Source organism: Paenibacillus sp. JT22N12, from assembly GCF_056269365.1.
In genome coordinates this window covers 859,196-883,143 of sequence record NZ_JBWDNU010000003.1, presented here as the reverse complement: position 1 = coordinate 883,143, position 23,948 = coordinate 859,196, and the positions used below count along the sequence as shown (strand labels likewise).

At 53.2% G+C, this 23,948-nt stretch carries 16 protein-coding genes; 11 read left to right on the top strand and 5 right to left on the bottom strand.

The window, feature by feature from the left end:
• Positions 1-41: 41 nt before the first annotated feature.
• The 9 genes from AC0YOA_RS15445 (at position 42) to gyrA (ending at position 17,196) form a co-directional block, all read left to right on the top strand.
• Complete coding sequence (locus tag AC0YOA_RS15445; protein ID WP_475787341.1) at positions 42-3,983, top strand: dynamin family protein; 3,942 nt, start codon at positions 42-44, stop codon at positions 3,981-3,983.
• 306 nt (positions 3,984-4,289) lie between these two features.
• Positions 4,290-6,071 (top strand): ABC transporter ATP-binding protein, encoded by a 1,782-nt coding sequence (locus AC0YOA_RS15440; protein WP_475787340.1) that lies wholly within the window; start codon positions 4,290-4,292, stop codon positions 6,069-6,071.
• On the top strand, positions 6,068-7,897 hold the full coding sequence (locus AC0YOA_RS15435) for an ABC transporter ATP-binding protein (RefSeq protein ID WP_475787339.1): 1,830 nt from the start codon (positions 6,068-6,070) through the stop codon (positions 7,895-7,897). The genes AC0YOA_RS15440 and AC0YOA_RS15435 overlap by 4 nt, the downstream gene beginning before the upstream one ends.
• Before the next feature lie 128 nt (positions 7,898-8,025).
• Positions 8,026-9,207 (top strand): formate-dependent phosphoribosylglycinamide formyltransferase, encoded by a 1,182-nt coding sequence (purT, locus tag AC0YOA_RS15430; RefSeq protein WP_475787338.1) that lies wholly within the window; start codon positions 8,026-8,028, stop codon positions 9,205-9,207.
• A 227-nt stretch (positions 9,208-9,434) separates the two neighbouring features.
• Entirely contained in the window at positions 9,435-10,259 is an 825-nt protein-coding gene (locus AC0YOA_RS15425) for a GDSL-type esterase/lipase family protein (RefSeq protein ID WP_475787337.1), read from the top strand.
• Between the two features lie 22 nt (positions 10,260-10,281).
• Positions 10,282-11,277: an ABC transporter ATP-binding protein gene (locus tag AC0YOA_RS15420; RefSeq protein ID WP_475787394.1), complete on the top strand. Its 996-nt coding sequence runs from the start codon at positions 10,282-10,284 to the stop codon at positions 11,275-11,277.
• Entirely contained in the window at positions 11,270-12,256 is a 987-nt protein-coding gene (locus AC0YOA_RS15415) for an ABC transporter permease (RefSeq protein ID WP_475787336.1), read from the top strand. Before AC0YOA_RS15420 ends, AC0YOA_RS15415 begins: the two co-directional genes overlap by 8 nt.
• Positions 12,257-12,694: 438 nt before the next feature.
• Entirely contained in the window at positions 12,695-14,671 is a 1,977-nt protein-coding gene (parE, locus tag AC0YOA_RS15410; RefSeq protein WP_475787335.1) for a DNA topoisomerase IV subunit B, read from the top strand.
• A gap of 89 nt (positions 14,672-14,760) precedes the next feature.
• Entirely contained in the window at positions 14,761-17,196 is a 2,436-nt protein-coding gene (gyrA, locus tag AC0YOA_RS15405; RefSeq protein WP_475787334.1) for a DNA gyrase subunit A, read from the top strand.
• Positions 17,197-17,202: 6 nt separating this feature from the next.
• Here gyrA and AC0YOA_RS15400 read toward each other — a convergent pair whose 3' ends face one another.
• The gene (locus AC0YOA_RS15400) at positions 17,203-17,373 is read right to left on the bottom strand and encodes a hypothetical protein (protein ID WP_210040396.1); all 171 of its coding nucleotides are present in this window, start codon (positions 17,371-17,373) and stop codon (positions 17,203-17,205) included.
• Between the two features lie 193 nt (positions 17,374-17,566).
• On the opposite strand from AC0YOA_RS15400, the gene AC0YOA_RS15395 reads away from it, so the two are divergent.
• Entirely contained in the window at positions 17,567-17,974 is a 408-nt protein-coding gene (locus AC0YOA_RS15395; RefSeq protein ID WP_210040398.1) for a MarR family winged helix-turn-helix transcriptional regulator, read from the top strand.
• 136 nt (positions 17,975-18,110) lie between these two features.
• On the opposite strand, the gene AC0YOA_RS15390 is transcribed toward AC0YOA_RS15395, so the two are convergent.
• From AC0YOA_RS15390 to AC0YOA_RS15375, 4 genes are read right to left on the bottom strand one after another with little or no spacing between them, the layout of a single operon-like run.
• Complete coding sequence (locus tag AC0YOA_RS15390) at positions 18,111-19,439, bottom strand: CapA family protein (RefSeq protein WP_475787333.1); 1,329 nt, start codon at positions 19,437-19,439, stop codon at positions 18,111-18,113.
• The gene (locus AC0YOA_RS15385) at positions 19,436-20,194 is read right to left on the bottom strand and encodes an RluA family pseudouridine synthase (protein ID WP_475787332.1); all 759 of its coding nucleotides are present in this window, start codon (positions 20,192-20,194) and stop codon (positions 19,436-19,438) included. Before AC0YOA_RS15385 ends, AC0YOA_RS15390 begins: the two co-directional genes overlap by 4 nt.
• Positions 20,191-21,057, bottom strand: a complete 867-nt coding sequence (locus AC0YOA_RS15380) for a class I SAM-dependent methyltransferase (protein ID WP_475787331.1) — start codon at positions 21,055-21,057, stop codon at positions 20,191-20,193. Before AC0YOA_RS15380 ends, AC0YOA_RS15385 begins: the two co-directional genes overlap by 4 nt.
• Positions 21,044-21,772 (bottom strand): response regulator, encoded by a 729-nt coding sequence (locus tag AC0YOA_RS15375; protein ID WP_210040405.1) that lies wholly within the window; start codon positions 21,770-21,772, stop codon positions 21,044-21,046. Before AC0YOA_RS15375 ends, AC0YOA_RS15380 begins: the two co-directional genes overlap by 14 nt.
• 47 nt (positions 21,773-21,819) lie before the next feature.
• Here AC0YOA_RS15375 and AC0YOA_RS15370 point away from each other — a divergent pair, with 47 nt between their 5' ends.
• Complete coding sequence (locus tag AC0YOA_RS15370) at positions 21,820-23,940, top strand: ATP-binding protein (protein ID WP_475787330.1); 2,121 nt, start codon at positions 21,820-21,822, stop codon at positions 23,938-23,940.
• Positions 23,941-23,948: the final 8 nt, after the last annotated feature.

The window sequence follows — 23,948 nt, the reverse complement described above, 5'->3', positions numbered from 1 at the left end:
ATAGCGAATTGGTAGGGTTATGAATAATGGGAGAGAGAGAAATGAATCAACTTAGTGCAACTGCTGTTCATCCGCTTGACGCCGCTCTGAAACAAATAGGGTCCCTCATGGCCGAAGCCGGCGACAAGCGGAATGCGGATCGGCTGCTGGAGCTGCGCGGCAAATTATATGCCGGGCAGCTTGCAGCCGCATTCTGCGGGCATTTCTCCGCTGGCAAATCGACGCTGGTAAACAAGCTCTGTGGAACGGAGCTGCTGCCTTCAAGTCCGATCCCGACAAGCGCCAATGTGGTTACAATCCAAAGCGGGGAGCCCAAAGCAACCATCACCCGTATGCGGGGCGGCAGAGAAGAGACGCTGGACGTTGCCCTGGAGCTTCTGGATGATTACTGCAAGGATGGGGAAGGAGTTCAATCCATTTCCTTATCTTATCCGATTCCACGGCTCGGCGATCACACTGTACTTCTGGATACGCCCGGCATTGACTCGACAGATGACGCTCACCGGATGGCGACCGAATCGGCGCTGCATTTGGCAGACGTCGTTTTTTACGTTATGGACTACAACCACGTACAGTCGGAAATCAATTTTTCTTTTGCCAAGCAGTTGAAGGACTGGGGCAAGCCGCTCTATCTGATCGTCAATCAAATCGACAAGCACCGCAACAGCGAGCTGAGTTTTGAAGCTTATCGTCAAAGCGTGGATGAAGCGTTCGCCAACTGGCATCTGGAGCCGAGCGGGATCGTTTATTTGTCGCTCCGGGAGCCCGGGCATCCCTATTCGGAGTGGGGAAAGCTTGAGGGGCTGCTGACGGAGCTCGCCGGGCTGCGCGGTCCTCTGGCTCTCTGCAGCGTAGATGCTTCAGCGCGGCACTTGATCCGTTCCCACGGTAAAGTGCTGGATGAGCTTGCAGAGCCTGAGCGGGAGCTTTTATTGGCGGCAGCCGGCGGGGAAGAAGGGTCGCAGCAGGCTGCTGAGGAACTGTCCGGGTTAAAAGCTCAGCTGGCAGAGCTGGAGGCGCAGTCTGACGGTCTTCCCGTCCGCCTGCGCCTCGAGATGCAGCGCCTGCTCGACAATGCGAATGTGACGCCGGCTCCGACGCGTGATCTGGCGCAGTCGTTTCTGGAGAGCCGTAAGCCCGGCTTTAAGATGGGGCTGCTCTTTTCCGGCGGTAAAACGGCCGCGGAGCAGGAGCGGCGCCTTGCGGCCTTTCAAGCGGATTTTGAATCCCTGGTGAAAGCCGGGATTGAATGGCATTTGCTGGACTTGCTCCGCAAGGCTGCCGATGAAATCGGATGGCGCGGGGAAGCGATGGAGCAGCAGCTGGTCGTGGCGATTGCCGGATCGGTGGAAGCGCAGTGGCTCTTGAATCACGTGAAAGCCGGCGCCGTCTTCGGCAGCCAGTACACGATGAACTACTGCCGCGAGCTTGCCGCGGATGTGAAGGGGATTTACCGCAAGCGGGCGATGGAGTGGATCGACACGCTTGGGCAGCGGGCAGCGGCGGCCGGCGAAGCTGCAGCCGCTCCTGTGCGCGAGCGGCTGGGCGTGCTTGCCGCCCAGGCCGGGGCGCTGGCGCAGCTTGCCGCGCTGGCGGAGCGCGCGAGCGGGCACCTGGCGCGCCTGGCGGCGGTGCTGCCGCCAGCGCCGGAGCGCCCGGCGCTGCCGGTGCCGCAGGCCGCGCAATCGCCGGGGACTCCGGGCGATTCCGCAGCGCGCATGCTTCGCGGGGATGCCCCCGCGAATAACGGCAGCATCGGCACGGTCAACGCCGATGCTCCTGGCGCTAATACGGCTGCGGACCAAACGCCCGCCGCCGGCAATACATCCAAGCCGCGTCCGGATGGGATAGCCGTCGCGGACAACGACGCTGCCGAAGAGGCCAATTCGCCTCAGCCTCTCGCCTCTGGCAATACGACTGAGCCGCTGCCGGATGGCATCGCCGGCGTCGGGCACCTTGAAGACCGCACGTCGCAACCAGACAACGCGCCGAATAACAAGGCGGGCTCCGGCAGCAATTCGCCGCCGCCCGCCGCCGATAATGACCGCCGGCAGGCGACTCCAAGCGTGGCGCCGCCATCCGAACCGGACAGCGGCGCGCTTGGCCCGCAGCGCCAGGCTGCCGAGCGGCTGTACCGCGCCGCGGATTTGCTTGCGCCCAACCAGGATTTCTCATCCGCCGCGCAGGCAATGCGCGACAAAGCGGGCCGTCTTCAGGGCAGCCGCTTCACCATAGCCTTGTTCGGAGCATTCAGTGCGGGCAAATCCTCGCTGGCGAATGCGCTCCTTGGCGATTCCGTCCTGCCGGTATCGCCGAATCCGACAACGGCAGCTGTCAACCGTATTGTCGCTCCGGCAGGGGAGAAGGTCCACGGCACCGCGAGCGTATTATTGAAAACGCGGGAAGAAATGCTCGACGATCTTTGCTATTCCTTATCCCTGCTTGGAGAAGCGGCTGAGCGCCTGACGTCTGATCAACTGATGCAGAGCATCGCCAAGCTGTCTCCTGACGGGGTGCATGCCGGCGGCAGGCCGCATTACAGCTTCCTCAAAGCCGCTTACCAAGGCTGGCAGGAGCATGAGTCTCTGCTTGGCAGCGAGCTGCATGTGGACAGCGCAGCCTATCGCCGCTATGTGGCCGAAGAGGCGAAGTCCTGTTTTGTCCGTGAGATTGAGCTCTACCACCATAATCCGCTGACAGCGCAGGGAATTGTTCTTGTAGATACGCCGGGCGCCGATTCCGTCAACGCAAGGCATACGGGCGTCGCCTTCAATTATATTAAGAATGCCGACGCCATTCTGTTTGTAACCTATTATAATCACGCCTTCTCGCAGGCGGACCGCCAGTTTCTGCTGCAGCTGGGCCGTGTGAAGGACCAGTTCGAGCTGGATAAAATGTTCTTCATCGTCAATGCCGCGGATCTCGCGGCCGACAGCGAGGAGCTGGAGAGCGTGCTCGCCCATGTGCAGCGCAATTTGCAGCAGCAGGGCATCCGCTTTCCGCGGATCTTCCCGTTATCCAGCCTGCAGGCATTGGACGGCAAGCTGCGCAGCGACCTGACGTTAATCAACGGTTCGGGCATCGCAGCCTTCGAAGAGGCGTTTCTCTCCTTCACCCGCGATGATCTGGGCCGCCTGGCTGTTGCCTCGGCGGAGCTGGAGCTGGAGCGGGCCAGACGCACGCTGGCCGACTGGATTGATGCGGCATCGGGCGATGCGGCCTCACGCGCGAAAGCGGGGGAAGAGCTGCTCGCAAGCGCCGATATTGCGCGCAGCAGGATCCGCGAGATGGAGCAGCCTTTATCCAGAGGCAATCCCCAGCTGGAGCAGGAGCTTAAAGAGCTGCTGTTTTATGTTCTGCAGCGTGTGCAGCTGCGCTTCGGCGAGCACTTTAATTTTGCCTTTAATCCGGCTGTTCTGCAGGATGACGGCCGGGATCTGCGCAAAGCTCTATGGACCGCCTGGCTGGAGCTCCAGCGGCTGCTGCAAATCGAGCTGGCCCAGGAGCTCCAGGCCACTTCGCTTCGCCTGGACAATACGCTGAACCGGTTGGCTGCCAAGCAGTTTGCTGATCTGACCGGAGAGGTGGCAGAGACTCTCCAGGGCTTTCACGCTTCTGCGTTTAAACCGCTAGAGATCCCTACACCGGAGGAGCAGCCTCCCTGGCAGGCGAATGCCATCGATTCCAAATGGCTGTGGAGCCGCTTCAAATCGCCGCGCCACTTCTTCGAAGGGGAGGGCAAGGGGGCGCTGCGCAGCGCCCTGGAAGCTGAATTGACGCAGCCGCTGCAAAGCTGGATTGCCCGGGCAGAGCTTCAGTGGGGAGTGCGCTATGACGGCTTCTGGCAAATGGCGGCGCAGGCTATCATCGGGGTTCTTTTGGCGGATCTGAAGTCGTTTGTTTCAGGCAAGCTTTCCTCGATCAGAGGAAATACCGATCTGGAGAAGCTCAAACAGCTCCAGAATCAATTGATGATTTTATAAAGACCCAGCTGAAAATAAGAAGAAGAACCTTGCCAATCATCCCTGTGGATGAAGCAAGGTTCTTTGCTGTGAAAAATTAATTTGCAAAAACAAAGACTAATTATGCAAAAACGGAGCAATGTGTGCATGTTGGTCATGATTTGCGACGATATCGAAGAATACCCCCTAACAAATCGTCAATATGGAAGAGAAAGCGGATTCTGCCATCTATATGCGTCGAAGCTCTGTTTGCCGTGTCGGAATGATGCTGTTAATATTCATTCATATTCAATAAAAAAAAGCAAGGAACAAGGAGAGGAAAACCCATTGGACGTCTTTAGGCAACTCAAAGAGTATTATTGGGTCGAACGCAAGAAAATGATTGCATCGATTGCGTTTCTGATCTGTGCAACAGCGCTAGGGCTTGTGTACCCCAACATGCTGCGAATCTTGATTGACGATGTCATCAAGCCTCGTGATTTCAAGTGGGTGCCTGCATTATCGCTGACCGTGGTAGGTATCGTCAGTTTAAAAGGATGCCTGCAGTTCTTACACGGTTATTTTGCCGGCCAGCTCGGCAACCGGGTGGCATTCCGGCTGAGGAACGCATGTTATGAGAAGCTTCAGAAACTATCGTATCAATACTATGATACGGCCAAAACGGGAGATCTGATGTCCCGTCTGACAGCTGATCTGGAGGCGGTACGGAACTTTATCGCTTTCGGGTTTGCGCAAATTTTGAACATGATTTTGATGATCGTATTCGGGGCGACTATGATGTTTTACATCCACTGGCAGCTTACATTGATTACCTTGGTAACCATGCCGTTTCTGGCATTCGCGGCAGTCCGGTTTGAGAAACAGATCCATCCGGCCTTCCGGGAAATGCGGCTGGCGATGAGCAATCTGACGACGACGGTTCAAGAGAATATCACCGGCATGAGAACGGTGAAATCGTTCGCGCGCGAGCCGCATGAAATCGACAAGTTCTCCAAACGCAGCGATTTGTATAAAGAAAATCAGATCGGCGCATCCCTGTTATGGTCCAAATTCTTCCCGGTCATGGAGCTCCTGGCCAGCTGTTGCGTCGTTATCCTGCTCGTGGCGGGCGGTACTCTGGTGATTAACGGGTCTTTGACCCTTGGTTCGCTGGTCGCCTTCTTCAGTATGGTATGGTACATTATCGGACCGATGTGGAATATCGGATTTCTGATCAACAACTACACGCAGTCCAAAGCTTCCGGAGAGCGTCTTACCGAGTTATTAAACCAGTATGTTCACGTTAAAACCGGTGAAGAGCCTGTTGTTCTGGAGGATAACATCGTAGAAGGGCATGTCCGCTTCAGCGGAGTAACGTTTAACTATCCGGATAAAGCCCCTGCTGTTACGAATCTGAACATCGAAGCGCCTCCAGGAACCGTTATCGGTTTGCTGGGCGGAACGGGCTCAGGCAAATCAACCATCATTCAGCTGTTGATGCGCGCCTATAATATCAAGAAGGGCACGATCACAATAGACGGCTTTAATATTAATGATCTTACGCTCGAAAGCTTGCGTTCACATATTGCGATCGTATTTCAGGAGACCTTCCTGTTCTCCTGTTCGATCCGGGACAATATTGCCTACGGCATCAATCAAGTGACGGAGGAGCAAATTATCCAGGCGGCTAAGCTGTCCAAAGCCCATGATTTCATTATGGAGCTGCCCGAGGGCTATGATACCATTGTCGGAGAGCGGGGGATGGGACTGTCCGGCGGGCAAAAGCAGCGGATTGCCATCGCCAGGGCGCTGATCAAGAATCCCAAGGTTCTTGTTCTCGACGATTCCACCAGTGCGGTTGATATGGAGACAGAGCATGAGATTCAAGCGGGCTTCAAAGAGGTTATGGCAGGTCGGACGACTTTCATAATCGCCCACCGGATTTCTTCTTTGCGCCATGCGGACGAGATTCTTGTCATGGACAAAGGACATATTGTACAGCGCGGCAAGCATCAGGATTTAATACGGGTTCCAGGCCCTTATCTGGATACGTACAATATTCAATATGCCGACCGGCCGCAAGTAACTGCAGCAGAGCCGGCAGCAGCAGAAAGAAGGGTCGCCCAGTGAGTGAGCAGAAGACGGCTCGCGGCGATAATCGCGAACGGTTTATTTATAAGGATGACGAACTGATTGAAAAGCCCTTTAACTGGTCGCAGCTGAGCAGGCTGTTCCAGTATATGAAGCCGTACAGCAAGCAGCTGCTTCCTTTGGTCATCGTGACGATGATTTTGGGAACCGCGACGAGACTTGCCGTTCCGGCCATCATCATTGTGGCCATTGATGAAGCCATTGCGCCCAAGAGCGGCGAAACCAGCCTGACCAAGCTATATATGTACGCAGGGCTGATGCTGCTGCTCTATATTATTCAGTGGGCAGCCAACACGTACCGGATCAAGTACACGAGTTTGATTGGACAAAGGGTTATTTATGACCTGCGCCAGGATTTGTTCCGCCATATCCAGAAGCTCTCTTTCCGCTTCTTCGACAAACGGCCGGCTGGCTCGGTGCTTGTCCGGGTAACCAATGACGTCAATGCCCTGCAGGATTTATTTACGAACGGCGTCGTCAACCTGCTGATGGACTGCGTGCAGCTTATTGGTATTATTATCATCCTCCTGCTGTGGAATTTCAAGCTGGGCGCGGCCGTTATGATCACGGTGCCGCTGATGTTCATCGTATCGGGAGCGCTGCGCAGACGGATTCGTTTTGCCTGGCAGGATGTCCGGATGAAGCAGTCGCGGATTAACGCCCATTTGAATGAAGCGATCCAGGGGATGAAGATTACTCAGGCCTATACGCAGGAAAAAGCGAATTTCTCATTCTTCAATCATATCAATAATACGAATATCAAAGCCTGGAACCGGGCGTCGGCGCTCAATCAGGCATTCGGTCCGATTATCGAAATCACCTCTGCAATCGGGACGCTGATACTGTTCTGGTACGGCTCGCATCTCATCCAGGCCAACGTCATAACAGTCGGCGTGCTGGTCGGATTTGCCAACTATGTGGGGAATTTCTGGGACCCTATCAACCGTCTGGGCCAAATGTACGCGCAACTGCTGGTCGCCATGGCTTCGTCCGAGCGCATCTTCGAGTTCATTGACGAGAAACCGACGGTTGTAGAGCTGCATGAAGCCAATAAACTCCCGGCTATCCGAGGCGACGTCAAATTCGACTCCATCGTCTTTGAATACGAGAAGGGCAGACCGGCTCTGAAGGGCATTACGCTGGACGTAAAAGCGGGCCAGACCATCGCGCTGGTCGGTCATACCGGCTCAGGCAAAAGCACGATTATGAACCTGCTGTGCCGGTTCTATGATCCCGTTGAAGGCGCCGTTCTCGTCGATGGCATTGATATCCGCAATGTAAGCATCGAAAGCCTGCGGTCCCAGGTCGGAATCGTGCTTCAGGATACGTTTATTTTCTCGGGCAGCATCCGGGATAACATCCGCTATGGGCGTCTGAATGCAACGGACGATGAAGTGGTGAAGGCAGCCACGGCGGTCGACGCGCATGATTTTATTATGAATCTGCCTGATGGCTATGACACGCAGGTGCAGGAGCGGGGGAATGCGCTCTCTATGGGGCAGCGTCAATTGCTGTCCTTCGCCCGGGCGCTGCTTGCCGATCCCCGCGTGCTCATTCTCGACGAAGCTACGGCGAGCATCGATACGGAGACAGAGCTCAAAATTCAGGAGGCGCTCAAGACGCTTCTTACAGGGCGCACGTCCTTCATCGTTGCCCACCGTCTGTCGACCATCCGCAACGCAGACAGCATTGTTGTTCTGGATCATGGCGTCATCGTCGAACAGGGCAGTCATGAAGAGCTGATCCGGCATGGAGGCACGTATAACGGCCTGATTGAAGCGCAATATCGTTTTTTATCGGCATAATTCTTGATTTTTTGACGAGGAACCTCCACAATGGAAGAAAACGATAGCGATGTGAGCTGTGCGTCCCATTATGACGTAAGGACAGCAGCTTAGCTCTCATCGGTTTCTTCCAGGAGGTTCTTTTTTTTATGTCCTACGGATCACCGCTTACTCCTCATGCCCGAAAAATCATGCTCCTTGGCTCCGGTGAACTGGGCAAGGAAGTTGTCATGGAAGCGCAGCGTCTTGGCATCGAGACCATTGCCGTAGACCGGTATGCCAACGCTCCCGCTATGCAGGTCGCCCATCGCTCCCATGTGATCGACATGCTGGATGCATCGGCGCTTAGAGAGCTTATTCTGCAAGAAAAACCCGATCTCATTGTGCCCGAAATCGAAGCGATTGCCACAAGCGCGCTTGTGGAGCTGGAGCAGGAAGGATTTCATGTGATTCCGACAGCCCGCGCCGCTCTGCTGACCATGGACCGCGAAGGAATCCGCCGGCTTGCTGCCGAGACGCTGGGCCTGCCCACGGCTCCATACCGTTTTGCCGATACGCTTGAAGAACTGCAGCAGGCTGTTGCTGAGCTGGGTACTCCCTGCGTAATCAAGCCTATTATGAGCTCATCCGGCAAAGGCCAAAGCGTCTGCCGCTCGGAAGCGGATGTCGAAGGCTGCTGGCAGATCGCCATGGACGGGGGACGTGCGAAGAAACAGCGCGTAATCGTGGAAGGATTCATCCATTTCGAGTCCGAGATCACGCTGCTTACGGTCCGTTCCGTGTCGGGTACGGCATTCTGCGCGCCTATTGGACATGTTCAGAAGGACGGCGATTATATTGAATCCTGGCAGCCGCACGCCATGGCGGACAAGCAGATTGCCGAAGCCGAAGCGATTGCGAGAGCGGTAACGGAGGAGCTGGGCGGGTATGGCATCTACGGTGTAGAGCTGTTTTTGACCTCCGAAGGCGTCTTGTTCAGCGAAGTCTCACCCAGACCGCATGATACCGGAATGGTGACGATGGCGACGCAGGATTTATCGGAATTTGCTCTGCACGCCCGGGCGATTCTCGGCTTTCCGGTACCCACGATCCGGCTGCTTACGCCTGGCGCTTCCTATACGCTGAAGGCGGACCGGGATTCGGATTCCTTCCGGATCAACGGCATTGGCGATGCGCTTTCACTGCCGAATACACAAGTCCGTGTGTTCGGCAAGCCTGTCACCAAGCCGGGCAGACGTATGGCCGTTGCGCTATGTTCCGCGGATAATACCGAGCAAGCGCGCGAGCTTGCAAGACAGGCGGCGGAATCACTAACAATCGAATACAGCTGACTGTGGTGATCATGATCTCGCCCGAGCGCCAGCGTGAAACGAATTGTCAGGTCCTGCAATTGATCTGATCCGGTTCGGACTTACGCCCGCTCGGGTTTTTACCTGTTTTCCAAAATCCGTCATAATTTGCAAATTCGTGGGCAAAGCTTTATTTTAAACGTATACAGGCCTGATGAACCTTTCCGGCATCATTTTACATTTTCGAGTAATAGGGGGAAATACATAACATGAAGAGCAATCGGTCGACGGGGCTTTGGAGAGCCGTAAGCATAACCGCGCTTGCATCCACTCTTCTCCTCCTGTTTGGATTCGGCTACTCGGTCAAAGATATGCTGTGGCCGGCCGGCAAGACATACGAAGGCGAGAGCTCTGCCGTTCAACCGGAGAAAACAGCGAGCCTCGCGGCAAGTAAAGAAATTCGCATCACGGCTTTTGGCGATTCGTTGACCAAGGGGACCGGAGATGCGACAGGCGAAGGATACGTGAAGCAGGTTGTCCGGCTCCTGCAGGAGAAATTCAGGATTCCTGTTAAGCTGAATAATAATCTGGCCATCAACGGTCTGCGCGCCGATCAGCTTGTGGAACAGCTGAAAACGGATAAGGGCTACCGATATTCCATATCACAAGCAAATTTGATTTTATTTACCATTGGAGGAAACGATTTGTTTCAGATTGCAACTGGTGAAGAGGCAAGCGAGGCAACTGGAAATTTCAGTCTCGACAAGCTGCGGAGGGAGCTGCCTATAGGGATCGCGCGGCTGAAGTCCGTTGTTGCGGAGCTGCATGAAATAAATCCGACGGCACAGGTGGTATATACGGGTATTTATAACCCGTTTTATGATCTGCAGGATTTGCGTGAAGGCAGCCTCGAGGTGCAGAAATGGAACACTCAGGCTTATGAGCTGCTTCATCAATATCCCAATATGACGCTTATCCCAACCTTCGATTTGTTTGAGAATACCATTCAAACCTATATTTCTTCCGATCATTTTCACCCGAATCATGACGGCTATGCGCAAATCGCCGCGCGTATTGCCCAGTCCTTGGAATAGGAGGCTTTATCCGATGTGTTCGATGTCCGCTGCCCAACCGCCCCAGCCGCCTGTTCCAGCGGAAAATCACGAGATTATCATGTCCGTTAAAGATGTGAAGAAGAGAATTGGACGTAAAATGATTATTCATGACGTTTCTTTTGATGTCCGTGCCGGTGAAATTTTCGGTTTTCTTGGACCGAACGGCTCCGGCAAAACAACGACAATCCGGATGCTGGTAGATTTGATCAAGCCGACTTCAGGTGAAATCAGCATTTGTGGACATAATGTTCACCAGGACCCTGAGAATGCGCTTAAGCATATTGGCTGTATCGTTGAAAATCCCGAGGTCTATACTTATATGAGCGGGTGGGAGAATCTCGAGCATTTTGCCAGGATGCAGCGCGGAATTGATGAAAAACGCATTCAGGAGGTTGTCGGCGTCGTAGGGCTGGACCAGCGTATTCACGATAAAGTCAAAACATATTCGCTTGGTATGCGCCAAAGGCTGGGCATTGCTCAAGCGCTGCTCGGACGGCCCAAACTGCTGATTCTGGATGAACCGACGAACGGGCTGGATCCCAAAGGAATCAAGGAGCTGCGGGAATTTGTCCGCATGCTTGCAGGTCAGGGAATGAGCCTGTTTATCTCCAGTCATCTGCTCAGTGAAATTCAATTGATGTGCGACCGCGTCGCCATAATCAGCCATGGACGCGTACTTGCCGTCGGAACGGTTGACGAGCTTGTCAATCAGGCCGGCAGTTATGTGGTCTGGCAGTTCGATCAGTCTGACGCGGGGAGACGGCTGCTTGCAGGCGAGCCGGATATTGTTTTTGTCGGAGATCACGAGCATCAGATCGACGAGGGGATACTGGCCGGAATGGAGCAGGCAGTCATTACAACGATGCCGCTTGAACGAATCCCGTACGTCGTTGAGCAAGCGGTTCGTGCCGGTATCGGAGTCCGGTCTGTGCAGCGCGTTGCACCTACGCTCGAGGAGCTATTTTTGAAAATGACGGAGGGGGAGAGCATTGGATAGATTGCTGCCGCTGATACAGAATGAGACGCTGAAAATTTGGAAAAAAAACCGCTTCTACGTGGTCGTTCTCGTCCTGCTCGTCCTTATTCCGGTATTTACTTATGCCCAGGTGAAAATTGCCGAAACCAACAAAAAGAATTTCAAGGATTGGCGCAACCAGCTCGTCCAGCAAATCAATGATTATCAGAATACGCTTTCCAGCGAACGGATTCCGGAAGAGTGGAAACGGTATCGAAAAATCGCCGTGCAGCAGCTGCAGTATTATTTGAATCACGATGTAAATCCGAATTCGCCTGACGGGGTCACCTTCACACGGGGATTTATGGAGAATTCCGTCTCTTTGTTCTATCCGCTGCTGGTGCTGGCCATTGCTTCCGACCTGGTGTCGGGTGAACGTTCAAGCGGAACGATCAAAATGCTGCTGACAAGACCGGTACGAAGATGGAAAATATTGTTCAGCAAGCTGGTGGCGCTAACGCTTTATGTCTCTCTGATCGTCATCGCGAGCGGTATTCTATGTTATCTCATTTCAGGACTCTTCTTTGGCTATCAGGGCTGGAATATGCCGATATTTACGGGCTTTGTGCTGAATGGCGCAAACGTGGACAACAGCCTGGTTCATGCTCTCCCGCAGTGGCAGTACCTGCTGATGCAATCGGGTCTGATCTGGTTCTCATCGATGACTGTGGCGATACTGGCCTTAATGGTTTCAGTCCTGGTCCGCAGCACAGCGGCAAGCATTGTCACGATGATGGCGGCTGTTATCGCCGGAACAATCCTGGCCAGCATGTCCTCCTCCTGGGAGAGCGCCAAGTATGTCTTTGCCGTCAATCTGCAGCTGACCGACTATCTGGCGGGCTCGCCGCCTCCGATTGAAGGGATGACCCTTACATTTTCGCTTCTCACCTTGGCGGCGTGGGCTGTCGGAGGACTAATTGTGTCATTCACCGTCTTTACGAAACAGGACATCTTGAATTAAAATAGCTTGGGTAAGCGGTGCTTATTTGCGAAAGAACATAAAGGGTCTTGCATATTCGTCAAATATTAGCTTATGCTTACAAGGCAAGTTTTGAGCCGAGACTGAGATTTACCAGTGGTACCACACAATTACTTCAAGAAATGCTTATGAAGCGAGCTTTCGTCTGGTGGAACCAGGTTCTGCTTCCATCAGGCAGAGCCGCGCAAAAAACTTGGATTATGCTTACGAAGCGAGTTTTGTGCTCGCGCTGAAGTACATCAAGTTGTATCACACAAAACTTAAGTAACGCTTACGAAGCGAGCTTTTGCTTGATGGAACCATGGTCTGGTCCCATCAGGCAGAGCCGCGCAAAAACTTGGATTATGCTTACGAAGCGAGTTTTGTGCTCGCTCTGAAGTACATCAAGTTGTATCACACAAAACTTTTAGGAGGACGTGTATGACTGAGCAGGTGGATCTGTTTGCGGGCGCAACTTCTTCGGCTGCCGATCGCAACTATGAAGCAGACGATATACAAGTGCTGGAGGGGTTAACCGCTGTTCGCAAACGGCCCGGGATGTACATCGGGAGCACGACTACCTCGGGACTTCATCATCTCGTCTGGGAGATCGTCGACAATGCGGTTGACGAGCATTTGGCAAAATTCTGCTCCGTTATTGAGGTCGTTATCCATAATGACGGCTCAATCATGGTTCGCGATAATGGCAGGGGTATCCCGACAGGGGTGCATAAGACCGGGATTCCGACTCCGCAGGTTGTCTTTACGATGCTGCATGCAGGAGGTAAATTCGGCGGCGGGGGATATAAGAAATCCGGCGGTCTTCACGGCGTTGGCGCTTCGGTTACGAACGCGCTGTCCGAGTGGCTGGAGGTGGAAATCTTCCGTGACGGTAAAATCCATAAGCAGCGCTTCGAATATTGGGTCGACAAGAAAGGCAAGGAGCATGTCGGCGAGCCGACGACCGGACTTGAAGTTATCGGCAATACGAACCGCACCGGCACGAAGGTCACCTTCAAGCCGGATGCCCGTGTATTCCACGGCAACATCGCCATTAATTTTGATACCTTATCCGAACGGCTTCAGGAGATTGCCTTTCTCAATTCGGGGCTTAAGGTTTCCGTAAAGGATGAGCGAAGCGGCAAACAGGATATTTATTATTACGAAGGCGGCGCCCGTCAATTCGTCCAGTTTCTGAATGAAGAGAAAACAGTGCTGCATGAGGTCATTCATTTTACCGGAGAGCGGGACGATATTGAAGTCGAAGTCGCGCTGCAGTACAATGACGGATATACGGAAACGATGGCCTCGTTCGTCAATTCAATCCCAACCCGAGGCGGCGGTACGCATGAGACGGGGTTCAAGACCGCCTATACGCGGGTGATGAATGATTATGCACGCAAGAATTCGCTGATCAAGGAGAAAGACAAGAACCTTGAGGGAAATGATCTCCGCGAAGGCATGATGGCTGTCATTAACATCAAGATGTCGGAAGTGGAATTTGTCGGCCAGACGAAAGACCAGCTGGGAAGCGCCTCGGCGCGCGGCGCAGTTGATGCGATTGTTTCGGATAAAATGCAGGTATTTCTCGAAGAAAATCCGCAAACTGCCCAAATGCTGTTGAAAAAATCGATTCAGGCATCAAGGGCGCGCGAGGCAGCGCGCAAAGCGCGCGAGGAAATTCGCAGCGGCAAGAAGAAGAGCGAGAGCTCCAATCTGGGCGGTAAGCTGACACCGGCGCAATCCAAGGACTACACCCGCAACGAGCTTTTTATCGTTGAAGGGGATTCCGCTGGAGGCTCGGCCAAGCAGGGACGGGATTCGAAGCATCAGGCGATTCTGCCTCTCAAGGGAAAACCGATGAATCCGGAGAAGTCAAAGCTCGCCGATATCCTCAAAAACGATGAATATAAGGCGATTATCGCAGCAATCGGAGCCGGAATCGGACCCGAGTTTGATGCGGAATCATGCAACTATAACAAGATTATTATCATGACCGACGCGGATACGGACGGCGCCCATATCCAGGTGCTGTTGCTCACGTTCTTTTACCGGTACATGAAGCCGCTTATCGATCTGGGGCGGGTATTTATCGCTCAGCCTCCGCTATACAAAATTACCCGCAAATCCGGCAAGCTGGAGACGGTTCGATACGCCTGGACCGACGAACAGCTGCAAAACTATTTGAAAGAGTTCGGCAAGCAGTTTGAGCTTCAGCGTTATAAAGGGCTGGGAGAGATGAATCCCGATCAGCTGTGGGAAACCACCATGAATCCCGAATCCCGTACGCTGCTTCAGGTCCAGATCGAGGACGCGGCCAAAGCCGAGCGCCGTGTATCGACGCTGATGGGCGATAAAGTGGATCCGCGCAAACGATGGATCGTGGAAAATGTTGATTTTACGGAGTATGAAGAATAACCCGCAATAAAGCGGGGTTGGAGAGGAACGCGCCCTTAAGCGATGCAGCCTGTACCAGCCCCGCAATAAAGGTTAGGAGCTAAACATAAATGGGTATGATGGAACAGTTTCTGCCGGCGTTTCTGGAGGAGGTCGTCGGGGACCGATTTGGACGCTATTCAAAGTATATTATTCAGGATCGCGCGATTCCCGATGTCCGCGATGGATTAAAGCCGGTGCAGCGGCGTATTTTGTACGCCATGTACGATGCCGGCAATACGCCGGACAAGCCGTACCGCAAGTCTGCCAAGACGGTCGGCGACGTGATGGGAAATTACCATCCGCATGGCGACTCTTCGATTTATGAGGGTATGGTCCGGATGGCACAGCCCTGGAAAATGGGGCATATGCTTGTTGACGGCCATGGCAACTGGGGTTCTCAGGATGATGATCCCGCAGCGGCCATGCGTTATACGGAGGCCCGCCTTTCCAAAATCGCGATGGAGCTTCTGCGGGATATTGAGAAACGGACGGTTTTGTTCAAGGATAACTTTGATAATACAACCAAAGAGCCCGTCGTCCTCCCATCCCGTTACCCGAATTTGCTTGTTAACGGGGTAAGCGGGATTTCGTCAGGTTTTGCCACGGAAATTCCGCCTCATAACCTCATTGAAGTCATTGATGCCTGTATTGCGGTGATGGAGCAGCCGGATCTGAATCTGGAACAGCTGATGTCCATTGTGAAGGGCCCGGATTTCCCGACTGGTGGTCTGATCATGGGGGAAGAAGGCATCCGTGAAGCCTATGAGACGGGAAAAGGCCGCATTTATATCCGTTCGAAGGTTGCTATTGAGGATATGAAGGCCGGACGCCAACAAATCGTCATCACCGAAATTCCGTATCAAGTCGTCAAATCGCGGCTTGTTACCGCCATGGAGAACATCCGGATCGAGAAAAAGGTCGAAGGAATCGCCGAGGTTCGTGACGAGAGCGGACGAAACGGGATGCGGATCGTCGTAGAGCTGAAGAAAGATGTCGATGCGCAGGGGATCCTTGCCTATCTGCTCAAGAAAACCGATCTTCAGGTGACCTATAATTTCAACATGGTGGCCATCGTCAACAAGACCCCGAGGCAGCTGGGACTTAAGGATATGCTCACCGCTTATATTGCTCATCAGCGGGAAGTCGTTACATTCCGCACCAAATATGAATTGGAAAAAGCCGAGGACCGCGCCCATGTGCTGGAGGGCCTGGTTAAAGCGCTGAATCTGCTTGATGAAATTATTGCCACGATCAAAGCCTCCAAGAACCGCCAGGACGCGCAAAACAATCTCGTCTCGAAGTTTGAATTCACCGAACGGCAATCGGATGCCATTCTGACACTCCAGTTGTATCGTTTGACGAATCTGGAAATTACTTCGCTGGAGAAGGAATTGAAGGAAATTCAAAAACGGATCGCCTATTACAAGTCCATTCTGGGCAGTGAGAAAAAGCTGATCGGGGTCATTAAGGATGAGCTTCTCGATATTCGCGGCAGTTTCGGAATCGACCGGCGTTCCGGCATTCAGGGTGAAGTCGACGAACTGAAGGTGAATCTCGAGGTTATCGTGCCTGCTGAAGAAGTGTATGTAACACTCAGCCTACATGGATATATCAAACGGACCTCGAAGCTCTCCTTTACCCGATCAGGCGGAGAACTCTCCAGTGCAGGCGTCAAGGAAGGCGACTTTATCCGGACCATGCTTGATGTGAACACGATTGAACAGCTCCTGCTGTTCACCCGCAAAGGCCATTATTATATGCTGCCTGTTCATCTTATTCCGGAATTCAAGTGGAAGGATGCGGGGACGGCGGTTGTCAATGTGGTGCCGATTCCGAAGGATGATTCCATCGTGAGCATCATTCCGGTAAAGGATTTTGAAGAGCAGGGCCGGTCGCTGGCATTCGTCACCAAACGCGGCCAGGTTAAACGAACTGACTTGAAGGAATACCGCTCAACGCGTTCCACAGCTATCGCGGCTATCAAAGTCTCGGAAGGCGACGAAGTGCTCAAGGTTGTCCCAAGCGATGGAACCAAGGAACTGCTGCTGGTCAGCAAGCTTGGAATGAGCATCCGGTTTATTGAGAGCGAAGTGAGCGCGATGGGGCGTGTAGCTGCAGGGGTCCGTGGTATCCAGCTTCGTCCGGAGGACGAAATCGTGGGTGCGGAATGGGTATCCGGAGATGAAGGAGAAGTGCTTGTCCTGACCGAGCTCGGTTTTGCCAAACGGTCGCTGCTTATGGACTACCCTATACAGGGACGGGGCGGCAAGGGCATGATCAGCTTTGAGTTTAAGGAAGGCAAGCGGGTAAGATCGAACGGCGAGCAGCTTATCGGCGCCATTTACTGCAGAGAAGAGCGGGAATTGCTGGCCGTCACGGCATCGGGCGCAGCTCACACCACGACCACGGAAAAAGCTCCTATCGGCGACCGGAAGTCGACAGGCAAGGCCATTGTCACTGTCGATAAGAAGGACCCGCTCGTAACCTTCTTCCATAAGGTATAAGAGAATTCAATCAAACGGCTGATAAGGCGGCTCGCTGCGCTCCATAAACTGCGTCAAAATATCCAGAACGACCCACAGAGGCGCCGGTTCATTCAACCGGTCCAGCCATTGTGGGTCTTTTAATATAATTCCGGCGTCAATCAACTTCTGTATCAAAGCCAGCTTACGCTCATCCATTCTCTTCACGCTCCTGTCCTTCAATTCGATCCTGGTCAACAGCCCATATTGATAATCTATGTCATATGTTGTCTAAAGGTTCTCTAAAGACTCGATTAATGGCGCAAAATATTAATTGCATTAACCTTTAATCCGACATTTGCCAATGATATAATGAAGGTAAGAATACAGAGAGCTTGAGGTGGTGACGGTAATGGTATCTGCGGAGTTTGCCCGCTTGTGGATGAAGATGACAAAGGAATGGAAAATGCATCTGGAGGAGTCGCTTGCACCGGGTTTAACGGAAGGCCAACTGGGCGTGCTGGAGCTTTTGCTTCAGCATCAGCCGATGAAGCCCTCGGATTTGCTTGCTTATCTAACGACGACGCCCGCCGCGATCACCACCCTGCTTGACCGGATGGAGAGAGGCGGTCTGGTGACGCGCAGCCGCGATGATCATGACCGCAGAATTGTATGGGTGAATGTGACCGCTAAAGGCGAGTCGGAAGCGAAGCGCGGAATTGAATTAAGAGATGCGTATATCGGAGAAGCGCTGGACCGGATCTCCTCGCATAATCAGCAGCTGCTTGTTTATCTGCTCGGTAAAGTCGCAAATTCATAATAAGGTGCATCCATAGCGGCCTCTTAGTTAATTTCCAGTAAAAAACAAAAAAACGCACAGCCGACTTCATCTTCACGTTGAATCGGATGTGCGTTTTTTGCTGACTGGCCGCGCAGCTTTAAGCTGCTCCGCCTGATTATTTGGCAATGGCCTCATGAACCGCCATGGAATTCAATCGTTTGTTCACCAGCGCCAGCTGCCTGCTAAGCAGCGAATAGTCCGCAGAGGCAAGTCCTTTGAGGCTGCGGTTCTTAATCGTCTGCGCAAGAGGCACAACCGCATATTTAAAGGCTTCCTTGTTTCCGCTGCGGTAGACCCATGTCGGAATCGTCTGAATTTCGCCGATTGTCGTACGATGGGTTGTATTGTTTTTATGAATCATAACCTTGTAAATCACGCCGTAATCCTTGGTGTCCCCGCGTTGGTTGGAAATAAAGTTACCCATCGAGTATATGATCAGACCGCGTCTTACAGAACCATCGGGCTCTGTCGTTTCTACGGTCTCATAGGGCTGCAGCACATGGGGATGAGAGCCTGCTATAATATCCGCACCGGCAGCAATAAGCTTGCGGGCCAGCGCCTTTTGCTCGTCATTCGGCGCCGTCTGGTATTCAATGCCGAAATGGAGGGCAATGGTGATAAAATCCGCCCCGGCCTCATGGAGACGGCCGATGTCGCGGACCATGGCCTCTTCGTCGATCAGAGAAACCGCGTAAGGCTTATCCTTGGGCAGTGGAATACCATTGGTGCCATACGTATACGCAAGCAGGCCCATGCGTATTCCTTTGTGATCTACAAGGGTGAGGTGGTCCGCCTCCGCCCGGGATCTGGCCGTTCCTTTGACAGTGAAGTCCTGTTCCAGCAGATGCTTTAACGTCAGATCAATGCCTTGCGCCCCGCGGTCCATGGCGTGATTATTCGCGTTGGTGATCACATTGAAGCCGGCATATTTAAGAGCGCTTGCCAGTTCGACGGGGGAATTAAAACGCGGAAAACCGGAATAGCCAAGCGACTTGCCGGCGATGGGCGTCTCCAGATTGCCAAGCGTCCAATCGCCCTGCTCCAGAAGCGGCTTCACTTGAGTGAAAAAGGGATTGAAATTGTATTTTTTCGTTTTCACGTCATAGGAAGAAGGCAGCTGGGGCATATGCATCATGATATCTCCGACCGCCATCCATACCGCTTCGCTATCTGGAACAACTTCATCGTTTCCTGCTGGATCCGTTTCTTCAACAGCTGGTTCATTTGCGATATCGTTGGCGGGCTCCACTTCGGTGTCAAGAGGTTTCGCGGCAGGCGAAGAATCAATCGGCTTTGGTTGGAGCTGCTCCGTACCCGTATCCGTGTTTGCGGCTTCGGAGCTTTTCTCAATGCCCGGGTTATCGTTCAGCTTCGGTGTATCCATACAGCCCGACAGCAGCGGGAGAAGAACGATTACCGTTATGACAAGCCGCAGCATTCTCATCGCAGTTCTCCTGAAGCCGGCAGTCTCTCAAGACCTCTGGAATAATCCTCCGCGTCGAATCTGTTCCATGGCTCCTCCATGGGGGGAAGCGAGCGGAAGGTCATCCATTCCTTGGTTACCGGATGTGACACACCGATTGATACAGACCACAATGCGATATCCCGTTCTCCCTCCACCGCAGCCGCGCCATATTTCCGGTCATAGAGCAGCGGGCAGCCGATTGCGGCCATTTGAGCGCGGATTTGATGGGATCTGCCTGTCAGCAGGCGGACAACAACCAGAGAGCAGCTGCCCCTGCTTGCGACAACGGCGTAATCCAGCACCGCTTCTTTGGCATCGGCTGCCGGCCGATCATACACGGTAACGATATTACGCTTCGCGTCCTTGCTCAGATAGTGCACCAGACGGCCGGAGGATGCTTCAGGAGCTCCCTGGACCAGGGCAACATAGATCTTATCGAAAGAACGGGTGCGGACCGAATCAGACAGACGTGAGGCCGCTTTGGAAGTTTTGGCAAAAAGCATGGCTCCGCCAACAGGACGATCGAGCCGGTGTACGAGGCCGACAAAAACATTGCCGGGCTTAGAGTAGCGTTCCTTCAAATCCTGCTTCAGCAGATTCACCATATCCGGTTCGCCCGTATCATCCTCCTGGGAGAGGACGCCGGGCGGCTTGACGACGGCGAGCAGGTGGTTATCCTCATATAAAACCGCCAGCTTCCCCGGGCCGGACTGAGGATATCCGCTGCTCATCATTGACTCTCCCAGCGGCCCAGTATACCGCAGGGCAGGGTCAGGCCCGACGCCTTAATCGGAAGTCCGATTTCTCCGCAGCGGATCGTTCCCTCATACTTCTGGCCGATTGTCATATGCAGCAGGTTATGCAGCACAGAAGGGGACAAGCCTGTCGTATAGGAATTCACGAGGACAAAGAGGGGGTTCGGAGACAGGATGGCTCTGCAGGACTCCAGGAATGGATATAAATTCTCTTCCAATTTCCACATTTCGCCATTTGGTCCTCTGCCGTAGGAAGGAGGATCCATAATAATGGCATCATATTCGCGTCCGCGGCGCTGTTCTCGCTGCACAAATTTGAACACATCGTCGGTAATGTAACGGATGGGATGGTTCTCAAGCCCGGACAGCTGGGCATTCTCCTTGGCCCACTGCACCATGCCCTTGGCTGCATCGACATGACAGACCTCTGCACCGGCGGCTGCGGCTGCAACAGTTGCACCGCCTGTGTAGGCGAACAAGTTCAATACCCGGATCGGACGGTTGGCCCTGCGGATTTTATCCATCATCCAGCTCCAGTTGACAGCCTGCTCGGGAAACAACCCCGTGTGCTTGAAGCTGGTAGGCTTGATATGAAATTTCAGCTCGCCGTATGAGACCGACCAGCGATCGGGCATCTTCGTGCGGAATTCCCACTCGCCGCCGCCCGACGAACTGCGGTGATAGTGGCCGTCCGCGCTTGTCCACAAGCCGGCTTCGCTTGTGATCGGCCAGATCACCTGGGGATCCGGGCGCCTGAGCACAAAGGAGCCCCAGCGCTCCAGCTTTTCACCTCCTCCGGTATCCAGTAGTTCATAATCCTTCCATTGATCAGCGTTGTACATGAGAACTTCCTTCCTTGAAATTGAATTTATAGCCCACACCGCGTACCGTCAGAATATAAAGCGGATTTGCCGGATTGGGCTCGATTTTCTTGCGCAGATTGCTGATATGAACCATAAGGGTCCGTGTATCCCCCATGCTGTCATGACCCCAAACGATCATATAGAGCTCATTTAAGGCAAACGCCCGGTTGGGAGACTTGGCCAGACGGACAAGCAGCTCGAATTCTTTGGCTGAGAGGAATACTTCCTTCCCCTGAACATGGACAGTCCTGGCCAGAAGATCGATGATTAAGCCGTCGTAGCTCAGAACCTCTTCGTATTCCCTCTCGGCGCGCTGCTGCTCGAAGACGTTCTGTCTGCGCAGGTGGGCCTTGACTCTGGCTACCAGCTGGCTGGGACTGAAGGGTTTGGTGATATAGTCGTCGCCGCCCACATTCAGACCGTGTATAATATCCATATCATCGCTTTTACAGCTAATGAACAAGATGGGCACTTCGGATGAAGCGCGAATTCTTGTACAAACTTCGAAGCCGTCGAGCGTCTTAAGCGATATATCCAAAATGATCAGATCCGGTTTCAATGCATCCGCAAGGGTGATGGCTTCTTCTCCATTATCCGTGGAATGGACAATAAAACCCTCACGTTCCATATATAGGGCAATTAGCTCGGTAATATCCGGTTCATCATCGACCACCAAAATTTTACTGCCGTTCATCTTACACCCTCCCCTATCTCGAACCATTATATCTAATGGAGGGAGGTATGGGCAATCAGCGTTTTCAAAAAAGGAGTGAGTTTTTTATTCGCCGCCTGTTGATTTTACTCATTTTATTGCTGACACTGCCCCTTGCTCTGGCAGGGTGCGGAGACAGCCGGGACTCTCAAAAGCATGCAGCGGAGCACGGAACTCTGGATCTTCGCAACCGCTCTTTTCTGGAAGAGGGAGCAGTGCCATTGAACGGGGAGTGGGCATTCTATCCGCGCCAGCTGCTGACGCCGGAGCAACTGGCTTCGAATGTTCCGGGAGGTCATTATGTCGATGTGCCGAAATCATGGAACAGCTATCCCAGGGATTACGGATTGGCGGGCGGGATGGGTTTTGCCACCTACCGGCTGACAGTCCGGATCGATCCAACGGAGCAGGTGCTGGCTCTGCGGGTGCCCAATATTTACAGCGCCTACAAGCTGTGGATCAATGGCGAGCTTCTGGCTTCGGAAGGCACGGTGGGGACAAGCCGTCAATCGTCGAAAGCGGAGCAGTATCCCAGCGTTGTGGCGTTCAAGGCGGAAACGGGGCAGATCGATATTGTGGCGCAGGTGTCTAATTTTCAGCATCGAAAAGGCGGGATATGGGTCGAATTCCGATTAGGGGGCAGCGACTCTATGCTCCGTATGCAAAAATGGTCGGCTGCGCAGGATATGGTTATTTTCGGAAGCCTGCTGATTATAGGCATTTATCATATCGGGTTGTATGCATTCCGCAGGCAGGAGAAATTTACGATTCATTTTGGCCTGCTGTGTTTGATCGTAGCCTTACGGGCGGGCGTCACCGGCGATTCATATTTGCTCCAGTTTTTTCCGATCTCATGGGAAACAGGGGTGAAGCTGGGCTACATATCACTGCCGTTATGCGCAATTTCAGGCTACTTGTACGTATACAGGCTCTTCCCGCAGGATGCGTCCAGGAAAGCCATTAAAGCGATCATGGGCATCGGCTTTGTACTCACCTTCTTCGTTCTTATCGTTCCGGCGATTATCTATTCCAAAATCCTGCTGTTTTATCAGCTGTTTGCTCTTGTTGTGGGGCTGTACTGCCTGGTCGTTCTGGTCATTGCAAGGATGAACAGAAGGGAAGGGGCAAGCTTTGTTCTTGCCGGCATGGGCGTTTTTGTTCTTACCGTATTTAATGATGTGTTTTTCTATAATGAATGGCTTGTATATGCACAGCTTGTGCCGCTCGGGTTGTTTTTCTTTATATTGATGCAGTCCTTTATCATTTCCACGCGCTTCTCCAGCGCCCTTCGCCGGGTCGAACTGGTGTCCAATGAGCTGCGGGAATTGAATGCGCACCTGGAGGAACGGATCGAGGAGAGAACGGACGCCCTGAAGCAGACCAACCAGACGCTGGAGGAAGCGAACCGGGAGCTTGGCCGGATGGAGACCTCAAGACGACATTTAATGACAAATATTTCACATGATTTGCGAACGCCGATTACATTGCTTCAGGGGTATCTTGAGGCTATTCAGGACGGAGTCGTAAACACGGAGGAGCAGAGGCAGCGGTACGTCCGCATGATGCTTGGCAAGGTAGGCGGATTGGAACGGCTAATCCATGATCTCTTTGAGCTCTCCAAGCTGGAAGCGGGGCAGCATCGTTTTGACAAGGCGGCTGTCAGCCTGGAGCAGTGGCGGGAGCAGCTTTGCGAGCAGTACGAGATTGATGTGCGCAGCGCAGGGCTCGCTTTTGAGTGTGAATACATAGGGGATAAGGACGGCAGCAATTATCCGGATCCACAGCAGATCAGTCTTCAGCTCGATCTGCCAAAAATAGACCAGGTCATGGCAAACCTGGTCTACAATGCCATCAAGCATACCCAAACAGGGGGCAAGATAACGCTTTCTTTTTCTTATAGACGTGATTCCCATGATGCTTTAATTACCGTCTCTGACACCGGGATCGGAATAGAAGCGGAACATCTGCCCTATATATTCGACCGTTTCTATAAAAAAGAAATATCCCGGAACTCGGCTGATGGCGGAAGCGGTCTGGGCCTTGCGATTGCCAAAGAGATTGTTGAAGCGCATGGCGGCAAAATCGGTGCCAAGAGCGAACCTGGAATAGGTACAACTATCTGGATAGCGCTTCCAGCTTTCATTTTATAAAGCCGTGC